The sequence below is a fragment of the Noviherbaspirillum cavernae genome, assembly GCF_003590875.1.
Lineage (GTDB): Bacteria > Pseudomonadota > Gammaproteobacteria > Burkholderiales > Burkholderiaceae_D > Noviherbaspirillum > Noviherbaspirillum cavernae.
Genome location: NZ_QYUN01000002.1, coordinates 645,361 through 657,428, shown reverse-complemented (window position 1 = coordinate 657,428; position 12,068 = coordinate 645,361). Strand labels below are relative to the sequence as shown.

The window sequence follows — 12,068 nt, the reverse complement described above, 5'->3', positions numbered from 1 at the left end:
ACTCATTGCGCAATGCGACGCGGCAGGCGCTGAAACAACACCGCCACGCCCAGCGAAAGAACGAGCAAATACAACAGATTCGCGCCGAACGCACCGGTCCATGCATCGGGGTTGACATACCGACCGGCCGCATCGCCAAGCTTGCCGTAGAACAGAATGCCGATCAGCGCCACGCCCAGCGCGTTGCCCACCTGCTGTACCGTGGCCAGCACGCCCGAGGCGACCCCCGCAAATTGCGGCGGCAAACCGGCCAGTACGGTGGCCACCATGGGCGCCATGATCATGCCGATGCCCGTGCCTTCGATCAGCAATACCGGAATCATCCAGAAAACCGCATGGTCCTTCGCGATCGCGAAGATGACCGCATACTGCAGCGCGTGACCGGCGGCAAGAACGAGCGCGCCGATCGCAATCGATTGATGACCGAGCCATTGCGCAAGTCGAGGGGCCGCCATTGAAGCGGCGAAAAAGCCGACGGCAAGCGCCGTAAAGAGCAATCCTGACTCGAGCGCGCGCCAGCACGAAATAGAACGACGCATTGCTCATGTAAAAGATCAATGTGATGAGCAAGCCGATCACGAAAGCAGACTGCGCAAACAGCGCAGGAGCGATCAACGGCTCGCCGTCCCTTGCTGCAAGTCGCCGCTGTTGCAGCGCGAACAGCAGCAGTACCGGCAACGACAAGGCGAGACATGCCCGGCTCCACATCGGCCATCCCTGCTGCCGGCCTTCGACCAGCGGCAGCACGACAGCCACCAGACCGATGGCAATCAGCACCACGCCCGCGAGATCGAGGCGATTGCCGCCCTGCCCCTTGAGCGGCGGAATCACTTTAGGCGTCAGCATGAGTGCCGCGATCCCGATCGGCACGTTGATCAGGAAGCAGAGACGCCATCCGAGCCCCGCAATATCGGCATGGATCAGCGCACCGCCGACCAATTGGCCGAGAGTCGCACCCAGTCCGAGCGTCAAGCCGTATGCGGAAAATGCCCTGGCCCGGTCGGTCCCGGTGAATACCAGCCCTACCATTGCAAGCACCTGCGGTTGCAGCAGCGCCCCAGCGACTCCCTGCAGGACGCGCGCGATGACGAGCACGGTGGCGTTCGGCGCAAGGCCGCAGGCAGCGGAAGCGAGCGTGAACAGCGCCATCCCGAGCGCAAACATGCGACGCCTGCCGAAGATATCGCCAAGTCGCCCTCCGGTAATCAATCCGGCCGCATTGGCAAGGCCGTAGCCGGCGACCACGAATTGGATCGCGCCGGCGCTGGCCTGCAATTCGTGCTGAATGGAAGGAAGCGCGACATTGACGATGAAAAAATCCAGCACGACCATGAAGGTGCCGGCCAGCATGACCAGCAGCGTCGGCCACCGGAATGTGCTCGAAACACCGGCCACGACAGGGCTTTCTTTCCTCAAGGTATTGGCATGTGTCATGTTGATCTCGATGGAAAATGGGGTGTGAAATTCAGTGTGAAACCGATTCAGCTTGCGGACAATTACCTGCGAGGTAATCAGGTCCTTGCGGGACGCGATGGTTCGATGAATTGGTAGTCGGCGAGAATGCGACCCTCCTCATCGAGCAGCAGAAAGTCAACGCCGACGGACACCACCGTGCCGTCGTCCGGACGCACCATTTCCCAGCTGAATTTCACGGTGTTGTGGTGCCCATCGGCATTGCGCGCGGAGCGGAACAGATAGCCCGCATCGCGCACCCATTTGTTGTGCGAATTGACGATCCTCGTTTCGATTGCCTGATGCCCGTGCGCCTCCAGTGTCTTGTTGAGTTGCGCACCGTCCTGCGTCCACAAGGCCGCGATTGCCGCGCGGCGAGCCTCTGCATCGGTTTCATTCCAGGCGGCTACGTATCGCTCCGCAAACATGTTGAATTCGTCCATGATGACTTTCCTTTGCGTTAAAGAGAAAAAACAAGACTTGTCTTGCCGAGCATTCTCCGACCAAAATAATGGACGATGAATGCTTAAACATCTTCATTCATTGTCTGATCGTCTTGTTTCCAGGATTGAATTCGAAGGATGAACATGGATCCGCTGGATGATGTCTTCGCCGCCATGCGCGTGCAGAGTGCGGTCTATGCGCGGCTGGAAGCCACAGCACCCTGGGGCTTGAGCCTCGCAGGCGGCCAGAGCGCGCGCTTCGGTCTCGTCGTGCGCGGCGGCTGCCTGTTGAGCGTGGAGGGAGTGGTCCAACCGATTGCGCTCACCGCAGGCGATTGCTATGTGCTGGCGCGGGGAACGCCATATGTCTTGCGCGACAAGGCAGGAACGCCCACGGTGAGCTGCACCTCGGTCGTGCGCGACAGGATAGGCGGCGTGGTCGATCTGGGAGGCGGCGGCACGCCGGCCACCGTCATCTGCGGCTGGTTCACCTTCGACGAACTCAGCGCGCAGCCGCTGGTGGAACTGCTGCCGACCGTGCTCCACGTCAGGATGGACCAGGCGCGTGTGCACGCATTGCAGGCCACGCTGCAATTGCTGGCGATGGAAACCGAACAGCCCGGCCTCGGCTCCAGTCTCGTCATCAGCCGCCTGGCCGATATCGTGTTCGTGCAGGCCATTCGCGCCCATGTCGCGGCAAGCGGCGATGCGGCGCCCGGCTGGCTGGCGGCACTGTCGGACAGGAAGATCGGCCCCGCGCTGCGCGCCATGCATCGCGATATCGCGAAATCATGGACGGTGGAATCGCTCGCATCGATCGCCACACTGTCGCGCTCGGCGTTCGCCATGCGTTTCAAGGAACGAGTCGGCGAATCCCCGCTTGAATACCTGACACGCTGGCGCATGTTCAAGGCGAGCTGCATGCTGCGGCAGAGCAACCGGTCATTGGGCGAGATCGCGGATGTGATCGGCTATGAGTCCGAATCGGCGTTCAACAAGGCATTCAAGCGGGCCATGGGACTTGCACCGGGAGCATATCGACGCGGGGATGCAGGGCCCGCTCAGAGGACCGCTGCAAACCTGGCGCGCTGATGCGTTGTGTTCTTCAATGCCGCGAGGCCGCGCCGCCATTCTTCCAGGTGTTCCCGAGAAAATCTCATCGCTGCCAGCATGACGGCAGGTGGTGACGTAGCGGAACGCGCAAGGTTCGCAATCAGGAAACACCGACCAGCCGGAAATTGATCCATGCCCCGCCGACAACCAGCCACGCGAAAAGCACGGCGGCCAGCACGATGGGCTTCTTCCCCGCGAGGCGGAATGCCGACCCATGCGTCGTCAAGCCGAGCGCAGCCATCGCGGTCGTCAGCAGCAGCGCATCGATGTGTGCGACAGCCTGCGTTATCGCCACCGGCATGGCCATCACTGAATTGAGTGCGACGACGACGATGAAGCCGAACGCAAACCATGGCACCGTCACGCGCGCCCTGCCGGAAGCGTGTCCGGGGAGCAGAGCGTTCCGTCGGCGCACGATGTGAAAGGAAAGCACAAGCAGAAACACCGGCAGCAGCATCACGCGCAGCATCTTGGCAACCACTGCGGCATTCGCCGCTTCGGGGCCGAGCGAGCGTCCCGCCGCAACCACCTGCGCCACCTCGTGGATGGTCGAACCAACATAGATGCCGAAGGCGCCCGGCGATGCCGGCAACCATTGCCAATGCAGATTGAGTTGATACAGCGCCGGGTACAGAAACGTCGCGATGGTGCCGAACACGACAACGGTCGCCACTGCGACGGATACCTGCTCGGGACGGCCGCGCACCACCGGGTCGGTTGCAATGATCGCGGCCGCGCCGCAGATCGAACTGCCGGCTCCGATCAGGAAGATCGTGTTTGCATCCATTTTCAGAAGCTTCGTTCCGACCAGCAGCGCGAGGCCGAAGGTAGAGACGAGAATCAGCACGTCCGCCAGCATCACCGGCAATCCGACGCGTGCGATGTCATTCAACGTCAGATGAATGCCGAAAAAGATTATCCCGGTCCGCAACAGTACCTGCCGGGAAAACGCGACGCCCGGTGCGCAGGCGGACTCAATGCGGGCATAGACAAGATTTCCGGCAAGCATGCCAATCGACATGGCGATCACCAGCGCGCTGATGCCATACTCTCGCAGCCAATGCAGTTCGCCAAGCCAGGTCGCTGCAACTGCAATTGCGACGCTCAAACCGATGCCCGGCAGGTATCGCCCCATGCGGCGCAAATTCGCACCTTGCAAAGACGCACCTGCAAGCGTCGGGGACACGGAAGTGACCGGAATCCGGCTCATCGATGCACCTGAATCAGGATTGAAAACGAGCCGATTCTACGCCGCGCATATATACAGGTAAAACGGGTTATTCTTCTTAAATCTACCTGTTTTACTGATATATCTCCATGCGAATAACATTAAGACAACTGCAGATTTTCGAAGCGGTCGCTTCCAGCGGCAGCACCACGGCCGCATCCGAACAGCTCGCGTTGTCGCAGTCGGCGACCAGCGCCGCGCTCAATGAACTGGAAAACCTGTTGAGTGCAACGCTCTTCGACCGGGTCGGAAGAAAGCTGATCATCAACGACAACGGCCGCGCGCTGCTTGGACATGCGAAGCAGATGCTGTCGATGGCAAGGACGATCGAAGGCCAGTTCAACGGCGAGCAAGGCGTGTCGCGCGACCTGATCATCGGCGCCAGCACGACCATCGGCACCTACATCCTGCCCGCCCTGCTAGCCCGCTACCGCAGCCGCTACGGCGAAGTCATCCCGCGCATCACGATTGCGAACACGGCGGACGTCGCGACCGCAGTCGCCAACTTCGACGTCGAGATCGGCTTCATCGAAGGTCCCTGCCACGTGCGCGGCCTGCGCATCGAACCGTGGATCAAGGACGAGCTGATCGTGGTGGCCGCGCCCGAGCATGAACCGGGCAGCAGGAAATCGCGGCAGAAGGCAACGCCATCCACGCTGGCGAAGGCGAAATGGCTGCTGCGGGAAAGCGGGTCGGGCACGCGGGAAGCGGTCGAGGATGCGCTGCTGCCACATCTGCACTACATCACGGAGGGCGGCGTGTTCAGCAGCTCGGAGGCGATCAAGCACGCCTGCATGGCCGGTCTCGGGCTCGCCTGCCTGTCGCGTCTGGTGGTCGCCGACCTCCTCGCACAGGGACGGCTTGTGGAAGTCGGCACGACGCTGCCCAGGATGAGCCGCAATCTGTACATGATCTACAGCGCAGGCAAGACACTGTCAAAGCCGCTGACGGAATTCAGGAACTTTTGCCGGGTGTGGCAGTAGACGGCCATGCCTGCTGCAGGTCGGTCCGGGAAACGCTGCGTCATGCATGCAGAATGCGAGCGCATGTTGCCAGAGGCCGTTCCGCGTCGATCCATGGAATGAAAGGTTGCGGCTTGCCGATGCCATAACCCTGCGCAAAATCCACACCCATCTCCGCGAGCCTGGCGATGATCTGTTCATTGGCCGCGAATTCGGCGATGGTTTTCTTTCCCATCAAATGCCCGATCTTGTTGATGGCCTCGACCATCGCATGATCGGTCGGACTGTTCAGCATGTCGCTCACAAAGCTGCCGTCGATCTTGATGAAATCCACCGGAAGATGCTTGAGGTATGAAAAGGACGACATGCCTGCGCCGAAATCATCCAGTGCGAAACGGTATCCGCATCCCTTCAGTTCCTGAATGAAGGTTTTCGCCTTCGCCAGATTGGCGATTGCAGCGGTTTCGGTAATTTCGAAACAGATGGTATGGCGATCGATCCCGAATACAAGCTGCTGCTCACGCACAAACTGGAGAAATTCGCTGTCGCCAATCGTCGTGCCGGAAAGATTGTTCATCCGTAAGAAATTGCCGGCTCGCCATCCCAGATTCCGCTTTGCCTGAAATGCAGCCAGACCAGCATTTATAAAATGAGTTCTAGCTAAACGCAGACATTTGGCTATTGGCTATCTCAACCCAGAATTCGTTTCACGAACAATGTTCGACAAGTAGGATTCGCCTTGCATACGTAGGACTTTGCTTCAGTTGAGGTCGTATTCCTCGCCAAAAGGTAAGTCGAGGATTCGAAAGACTTCTATACCGAACTGACGAACTAAAGAATTTATGAATGCTCTCTCCACTGACCAAGCGAAAGCAAGTTCTCCACGAAGCCTTGGAGTTTCAGTCACTGCCAATAGCCCTTTTGAAAACCGATAAAGCTCGGACCTCATCCGTCGCTTCTTTTCTCTTCCAAGCGACACTTCTCCAGTTGGAGTAAGAACAAGCCCAACCAAAGTACGCCGGAAAGCACGAGAAGTAGACACCGTTTTTGAATGATTGATGCGTAACTGGGGATATTCAAGTTCGTCACAGATACTTTGCACCTGTGCAGGGATAGTCGATAAAACGTCAGTTCGGTTCGTCGAGAACGCAAGATCGTCTGCATATCTGCTATAGGAGACTTTCTTTCCCTTCAACAATTGAGTGATTTTTTTGTCAAAGGTGTACAACAGCGCATTGGACAAAAGCGGCGAACTTGGAGCACCAATGGATAAACAAAACCCTCCCTTGATCTTGTCAAACCAACAAACAATCTGACGCACTAAACGCGCATCGTCTTGGGACAGCTTACCGCTCTGGATCAAGTGCATTTGAATATCCGCCGCAGAAATCGACGGAAAAAAATCCTCAAAATCCATCTTCAGCAAGAATCGCTTATCCGCATGAATCACCGCATGATCAGAAATTGATTCACCTAGTCGGTAAGCGGTTGCAGCTTTATGGATCGGTAAAGATGACAGCACGTTCTTTATCAACCAACGTTGAATGACCTTTATTTCTGCGGATGGTTGTGCGATTGTTCGAAATTGATTTGGCTGTCGTTTAGGGATCTGATATACCTTGTAGCGGTACGGTGCTGTCGAAATTAATGCCTTTAGTTCGTCCCCAGAAAACGGAAGGTCAATCAACATCTTTTGCAAGAGGCTCATTTAGCATGTCCTCCTTTGTTAGCTAGCTCGAATACGTTTTTTCGAAACGGATCCTTTTGAACTTCTGTCCAAATGTCTGCTTTTGCACGATCGCGCTTAAATGATGCGGCTCCGGATTTTGAAGTGTAATCAACGTAAATTTTACGAAATTTGCGAGGAACAAAATATTTGTTATCGCCATAGTGCTGGCAGGTGACAAGTTGAGTTTTCTCAAGCAAGAATAGAATTTGCTCGAGTCTGGCGATTTTTACGTCAATACCAAAATGCGATAACAAGAACTGTAGCTCGGTAATTTGACAAACTAAAAATAGATTTACGAGATCAAGGACGAGCAAAATTTCGTGCTGAGAGTCCTCGGGATTAAATGTTGAATTGGGGTTCGTCCGTGCCCGTTTTTGATCAAGGGTATTTACGACGACCAGAATATGACGAGCTAGCTCCTCAGGTTTTACATCAGGAATTACACACACGCTATTCGCGTGGCCCTGCGTCTTTGCCACACTGCGAATCGGGCCTAAGCTAATAAATGAGTTTCGCGGATGATGATTCTCTGTAACTACAATTACCAATCGCTCACTCAACGAGTCGATTTGCGAAAATGCTCCAAGTTCGGCAATGGCACCGGGAGCCTCGAGAAAAACGAGAACAGCGCTAGTCAGATACCCCAAATCCTTTTCGAAAAGCAAAAGATCTGAGTAGGTATTAAAGTCGCTCCAGTCATCATAATTCTCTGGCAGGAGCATTAAATCTTTCAGGTCTTTACGGTTTTCAGACCACCATCTTACGAACACGTCTCGCTGCGATTTTGCCTTTGACTTCTTTCCCGAGGACGAAATCGTTCCTCCGAATATCGCAATGAATTCTGGAAAAGAAACGACAGTCGCCTTATGAGGGTCGACTGTCGCAATAAAAAAATTAATAGTTTTTAACGTCATAGGTAGGCTCAGCTACCTTGAATTACAGGCACGAAAATGGACACGCGCCCAAGATGCGACAAAGGAGCAGATTGGGCGCGTGGCCGTTTTCGTGCCGCCAATGTCGTTCAATCATTTTCCGTCTGGCGATGCGCCCGACGATGGCATGTCGTTTTACCAACAACCACAAGTCGCGTAACTGAGCTGCGCAATTATGTGTGTTATAGCAACAAAAGGCAAAAACTTTAGGCCTTTGCGAGTAACCTGCTCTCCGGAATAGATGGAGATCATTTGGAAGTTATCGCTTACCCTGCGTCCCAAAGCGAACGCATAGTCTCGACCTCTGCATATCGGACTTGGAGCTTGGAGATATCGAGCCTGATTGGGTAACGGCAGGGATTAAACCAGCGGCATGAGCCGCCACGCCTCGGAAGAATCGGCCATATCATCTTCCAGCACACTATCCATTCCACCGTTTTGCAAACCACTGCAAAACCCACGTAAAATGCGGGTTCCGCGGGTGTAGCTCAATGGTAGAGCAGAAGCTTCCCAAGCTTACGACGAGGGTTCGATTCCCTTCACCCGCTCCAGATCATCGGGCACCGGGACGCGGTGCCTTTTTTGTTGGCAGCGCCCAACCATAGTCATTTTTCTAGCATGTCCGACAATCATTCCTCCGATGGGGCCAACCGGCCCATGCTGTACGACCCGACCGAAAGACGGATTCGCAGTTTTGTGACGCGCGCGGGGCGTTTGTCCCCGGCGCAGGCCAGGGCGATCGAGACGCTGGGTCCGCAGTTCTGCATTCCATACGAGAAAGCGCCGTGCGATTTTGCGCAGTCCTTCGGGCGCAGCGCTCCGACGATTCTGGAAATCGGATTCGGGATGGGCGACACGACGGCGAAGATCGCAGCGGGCATGCCGGACAAGGATTTCATCGGCGTCGAGGTGCACACGCCGGGCGTCGGCAGCCTGCTGAAGCTGATCGGCGAACAGGGGCTGACCAATCTGCACCTGATCCAGCACGATGCAGTCGAGGTCATCACGAACATGATCGCGCCGGAATCGCTGGCGGGCGTGCACGTGTTCTTCCCCGATCCATGGCACAAGGCGCGGCACAACAAGCGGCGGCTGATTCAGCCGGCTTTCGTGAAGCTGCTGGTGTCGCGCATTGCACCGGGCGGCTATCTGCACTGTGCGACCGACTGGCAGGATTATGCGGAGCAGATGCTGGAAGTGTTGAGCGCGGAACCTGCCTTGCAGAACACCGCCGAGGCTTATGCGCCGCGCCCTGAATATCGTCCTGTCACCAAGTTCGAGAACCGCGGTTTGCGGCTGGGGCATGGGGTGTGGGATCTGGTGTTTGCGAAGCGTTAAGCGTTGTCGGGTGTGACGTTTGCCAATCGGTGCAGGTTCCGCCCCGCGCACCCTGCATCGCTGAGGCATAGGAGTGTTCGGCAGATGATGCCGGACGCATTCAATGCCGATCTCAGAGATTCCTCACTACGTTCGGAATGACAGGTTCGAGGCTCAACTCATTGCCGCGATCAGCGCGACGATTTCTTCGCCGTAAGTCTCCAGCTTCTTCTCGCCCACGCCGGACACATTGCGCAGGTCGTCCAGCGACCCCGGCTTGAGTTTGGCGATTTCGCGCATGGTGGCGTCGTGGAAAATGACGTAGGCCGGGACATTGTGCTTGCGCGCCGTTTCGACCCGCCACCAGCGCAGCTTTTCGAAAACTGCCTGTTCCGTTGCGGACAACTCGCTTTCCACATAGCCTTTCGCCCGGACTGCCTGACGCTTGGGCCTGGCCGGCTTCTGGTACTGGCGCAATTGCACTTTCTGCTCGCCGCGCAGCACCGGGCGTGCCTGCTCGGTGAGCTTCAGCGAGCCGTAGGCATCGTGATCGATCTGGACCAGCCCCAGCGCGATCGCCTGCCGCAGGATCGCGCGCCATTCCGCTTCGCTGATGTCGCTGCCAACGCCGAAGGTCGATAGCTTGTCGTGCCGCCACTGCTTTACCTTGTCGGAATCGATGCCGCGCAGTACGTCGATCACGTGACCGGCACCGAAGCGCTGATCGACGCGGTAGATGGACGATAGCAGCTTCTGCACCTGCACCGAACCGTCGAACGACACCGGCGGATTGAGACAGCTGTCGCAGTTTCCGCACGGCGCAGACTCCTGTCCGAAGTAGTCGAGCAGCCGCACACGGCGGCAACTCAGCGTCTCGCACAGGCCGAGCATGGCGTCGAGCTTCGCGGTCTGCACGCGCTTGAAGTTCTCGTCCGCCTCGGATTCGTCGATCATGCGGCGCTGCTGCACGACGTCCTGCAGGCCATACGCCATCCATGCATTGGCCGGCGCGCCATCGCGGCCGGCGCGGCCGGTTTCCTGATAGTAGCCTTCGATGCTTTTCGGCAAGTCGAGGTGGGCGACGAAGCGCACGTCCGGCTTGTCGATCCCCATGCCGAACGCGATCGTCGCTACCATCACGATGCCGTCTTCGCGCAGAAAGCGCGACTGGTTCGCGCTGCGGGTGGCGATGTCCATGCCGGCGTGATACGGCAATGCGGCGACACCGTGCGCACGCAGGAACTCCGCCGTTTCCTCGACCTTCTTGCGCGACAGGCAATAGACGACGCCGGCATCGCCCGCATGTTCTTCCTTGATGAAGTCGAGCACCTGCTTGCGGCCATTGGCCTTCTCGACGATCTGGTAGCGGATGTTGGGGCGATCGAAGGAAGAGACGAATTGCAGCGCATCATCGAGTTGCAGGTTGTGCGCGATTTCGGCGCGGGTCTGCGGGTCGGCGGTCGCGGTCAATGCGATGCGCGGCACCTGCGGGAAACGCTCGTGCAGCACCGACAGCTTGATGTATTCCGGGCGGAAATCGTGGCCCCACTGCGAGACGCAGTGCGCCTCGTCGATGGCGAACAACGCAATGTTCGATGCCTGCAGCAATTCGAGGCAGCGCGGTGTCATCAGACGCTCCGGCGCGACGTACAGCAGGTCAAGGTCGCCGGTGCGCACACGGCGTTCGGTGCGCATCGCCTGGTCGAAGGATTGGGTCGAGTTGAGGAAGGCGGCGCGCACACCGAGTTCTGCCAGCGCATCGACCTGGTCCTGCATCAATGCGATCAATGGCGAAATCACCACGCCGACGCCGTCGCGAACGAGGGAAGGTATCTGGTAGCACAGCGACTTGCCGCCGCCGGTCGGCATCAACACCAGTGCATCGCCACCCTGCGCGACATGATCGACAATCTCGGCTTGCTGGCCGCGAAAGGCTGGATAACCGAAAACGGTTTGCAGTACGTGCAGCGCGCGCGCGCTGGTGCTGGATTCGGGCATGCCGCTATGTCTTTGCAAACGCCTCAGTCGGCCCAGGCCACCATGCCGCTGTATGCGGATGCGATGACAATGAATCCGAACACGATCCGGTACCACGCGAATATCGTGAAGTCATGCGAGCTGATGTAGCGCAACAGCCAGCGCACGCACAGGAAGGCCGATGCGAATGCCGCCACGGTGCCGATGCCGAACATCGGAAGATCGGCCATCGACAGCAGGTCGCGTTCCTTGTAGAGCGAATAGACGGTTGCCGAGAACAGGGTCGGGATGGCGAGGAAGAACGAGAACTCGGTCGCCGCCTTGCGCGACAGGCCGAACAGCATGCCGCCGATGATGGTCGCGCCGGAACGGCTGGTGCCCGGAAACAGTGCGAACGCCTGCGCGCAGCCGACCTTCAACGCATCCAGCGCGGTCATGTCATCGACCGAATCGACGCGCGCAGCAATCGGCGCGAGCTTGTGGCGGCGCTCCACCCACAGGATGACCAGACCGCCAAGGATGAATGCCAGCGCGACCGGCAGCGGCGAAAACAATGTTGCCTTGATCGCCTTGCTGAACAGGAAACCGAGGACCGCCGCAGGCATGAAGGCAATCACGAGATTGATCACGAACCGCTGCGCCTTGTCGTCACTGAAGAGGCCGGCGAACACGCTGGCGATCCGTGCGCGGTATTCCCAGCACACTGCCAGCATCGCGCCGGCCTGGATCGCGATCTCGAACACCTTGACCTTCGGTCCGGTGAAATCGAGCAGACTGCCGGCCAGGATCAGGTGGCCGGTCGATGAGATCGGCAGGAACTCGGTGAAGCCTTCGACAAGCCCCATGATGAGCGCCTTGAGCGCGAGTGCGACATCCATGTTTTTGCGAGGTGTGGTGTGATGATCAACAAAAAAC

At 57.8% G+C, this 12,068-nt stretch carries 11 protein-coding genes, 1 tRNA gene and 1 pseudogene; 4 read left to right on the top strand and 9 right to left on the bottom strand.

The annotated features are described in order from the left end of the window. Positions 1 to 2: 2 nt before the first annotated feature. The 3 genes and pseudogenes from D3870_RS22655 to D3870_RS03165 all read right to left on the bottom strand — a co-directional run bounded on the left by D3870_RS22655 (position 3) and on the right by D3870_RS03165 (position 1,895). A complete protein-coding gene (locus D3870_RS22655) occupies positions 3 to 455 on the bottom strand; it encodes an MFS transporter (protein WP_242490095.1) in 453 nt (150 codons plus the stop codon). A 136-nt stretch (positions 456 to 591) separates the two neighbouring features. Beyond that, positions 592 to 1,332, bottom strand: a pseudogene (locus D3870_RS22650) (MFS transporter); the annotation flags it as partial. 179 nt (positions 1,333 to 1,511) lie between these two features. After that, positions 1,512 to 1,895, bottom strand: coding sequence for a hypothetical protein (locus D3870_RS03165; protein ID WP_119736601.1), 384 nt, complete (start codon positions 1,893 to 1,895; stop codon positions 1,512 to 1,514). Positions 1,896 to 2,039: 144 nt separating this feature from the next. Here D3870_RS03165 and D3870_RS03160 point away from each other — a divergent pair, with 144 nt between their 5' ends. Further along, the gene (locus tag D3870_RS03160) at positions 2,040 to 2,987 is read left to right on the top strand and encodes an AraC family transcriptional regulator (RefSeq protein WP_119741597.1); all 948 of its coding nucleotides are present in this window, start codon (positions 2,040 to 2,042) and stop codon (positions 2,985 to 2,987) included. Positions 2,988 to 3,108: 121 nt separating this feature from the next. On the opposite strand, the gene D3870_RS03155 is transcribed toward D3870_RS03160, so the two are convergent. Continuing rightward, complete coding sequence (locus tag D3870_RS03155; RefSeq protein WP_242489845.1) at positions 3,109 to 4,143, bottom strand: YeiH family protein; 1,035 nt, start codon at positions 4,141 to 4,143, stop codon at positions 3,109 to 3,111. A gap of 182 nt (positions 4,144 to 4,325) precedes the next feature. On the opposite strand from D3870_RS03155, the gene D3870_RS03150 reads away from it, so the two are divergent. After that, positions 4,326 to 5,219, top strand: a complete 894-nt coding sequence (locus D3870_RS03150) for a LysR family transcriptional regulator (protein ID WP_119736598.1) — start codon at positions 4,326 to 4,328, stop codon at positions 5,217 to 5,219. A 40-nt stretch (positions 5,220 to 5,259) separates the two neighbouring features. Here D3870_RS03150 and D3870_RS03145 read toward each other — a convergent pair whose 3' ends face one another. From D3870_RS03145 to D3870_RS03135, 3 genes are all read right to left on the bottom strand, one after another. After that, positions 5,260 to 5,775 (bottom strand): EAL domain-containing protein, encoded by a 516-nt coding sequence (locus tag D3870_RS03145; RefSeq protein ID WP_119736596.1) that lies wholly within the window; start codon positions 5,773 to 5,775, stop codon positions 5,260 to 5,262. Between the two features lie 183 nt (positions 5,776 to 5,958). Next, positions 5,959 to 6,906, bottom strand: a complete 948-nt coding sequence (locus D3870_RS03140) for a retron St85 family RNA-directed DNA polymerase (RefSeq protein ID WP_119736594.1) — start codon at positions 6,904 to 6,906, stop codon at positions 5,959 to 5,961. After that, complete coding sequence (locus D3870_RS03135; RefSeq protein WP_119736592.1) at positions 6,903 to 7,841, bottom strand: retron St85 family effector protein; 939 nt, start codon at positions 7,839 to 7,841, stop codon at positions 6,903 to 6,905. The genes D3870_RS03140 and D3870_RS03135 overlap by 4 nt, the downstream gene beginning before the upstream one ends. Before the next feature lie 495 nt (positions 7,842 to 8,336). Here D3870_RS03135 and D3870_RS03130 point away from each other — a divergent pair. Together D3870_RS03130 and trmB are read left to right on the top strand one after the other, a co-directional pair. Further along, positions 8,337 to 8,410: transfer RNA gene (locus D3870_RS03130), tRNA-Gly, on the top strand. A 67-nt stretch (positions 8,411 to 8,477) separates the two neighbouring features. Next, the gene (trmB, locus tag D3870_RS03125; protein WP_242489844.1) at positions 8,478 to 9,197 is read left to right on the top strand and encodes a tRNA (guanosine(46)-N7)-methyltransferase TrmB; all 720 of its coding nucleotides are present in this window, start codon (positions 8,478 to 8,480) and stop codon (positions 9,195 to 9,197) included. Positions 9,198 to 9,350: 153 nt separating this feature from the next. On the opposite strand, the gene recQ is transcribed toward trmB, so the two are convergent. Next, positions 9,351 to 11,174 carry a DNA helicase RecQ gene (recQ, locus tag D3870_RS03120; RefSeq protein ID WP_119736591.1) on the bottom strand — a complete coding sequence of 608 codons (1,824 nt, stop codon included), beginning with the start codon at positions 11,172 to 11,174 and terminating at the stop codon, positions 9,351 to 9,353. A gap of 23 nt (positions 11,175 to 11,197) precedes the next feature. Then, the gene (locus tag D3870_RS03115) at positions 11,198 to 12,031 is read right to left on the bottom strand and encodes an undecaprenyl-diphosphate phosphatase (protein ID WP_119736589.1); all 834 of its coding nucleotides are present in this window, start codon (positions 12,029 to 12,031) and stop codon (positions 11,198 to 11,200) included. Positions 12,032 to 12,068 lie beyond the last annotated feature (37 nt).

Bases quoted from the DNA above. Each gene is read 5' to 3' on its own strand.
- D3870_RS22655 (WP_242490095.1), bottom strand. From the start codon at position 455: ATGGCGGCCCCTCGACTTGCGCAATGGCTCGGTCATCAATCGATTGCG.
- D3870_RS03150 (WP_119736598.1), top strand. From the start codon at position 4,326: ATGCGAATAACATTAAGACAACTGCAGATTTTCGAAGCGGTCGCTTCC.
- recQ (WP_119736591.1), bottom strand. From the start codon at position 11,174: ATGCCCGAATCCAGCACCAGCGCGCGCGCGCTGCACGTACTGCAAACC.
- D3870_RS03115 (WP_119736589.1), bottom strand. From the start codon at position 12,031: ATGGATGTCGCACTCGCGCTCAAGGCGCTCATCATGGGGCTTGTCGAA.
- D3870_RS03145 (WP_119736596.1), bottom strand. From the start codon at position 5,775: ATGAACAATCTTTCCGGCACGACGATTGGCGACAGCGAATTTCTCCAG.
- D3870_RS03135 (WP_119736592.1), bottom strand. From the start codon at position 7,841: ATGACGTTAAAAACTATTAATTTTTTTATTGCGACAGTCGACCCTCAT.
- D3870_RS03160 (WP_119741597.1), top strand. From the start codon at position 2,040: ATGGATCCGCTGGATGATGTCTTCGCCGCCATGCGCGTGCAGAGTGCG.
- D3870_RS03165 (WP_119736601.1), bottom strand. From the start codon at position 1,895: ATGGACGAATTCAACATGTTTGCGGAGCGATACGTAGCCGCCTGGAAT.
- D3870_RS03155 (WP_242489845.1), bottom strand. From the start codon at position 4,143: ATGGGGCGATACCTGCCGGGCATCGGTTTGAGCGTCGCAATTGCAGTT.
- trmB (WP_242489844.1), top strand. From the start codon at position 8,478: ATGTCCGACAATCATTCCTCCGATGGGGCCAACCGGCCCATGCTGTAC.
- D3870_RS03140 (WP_119736594.1), bottom strand. From the start codon at position 6,906: ATGAGCCTCTTGCAAAAGATGTTGATTGACCTTCCGTTTTCTGGGGAC.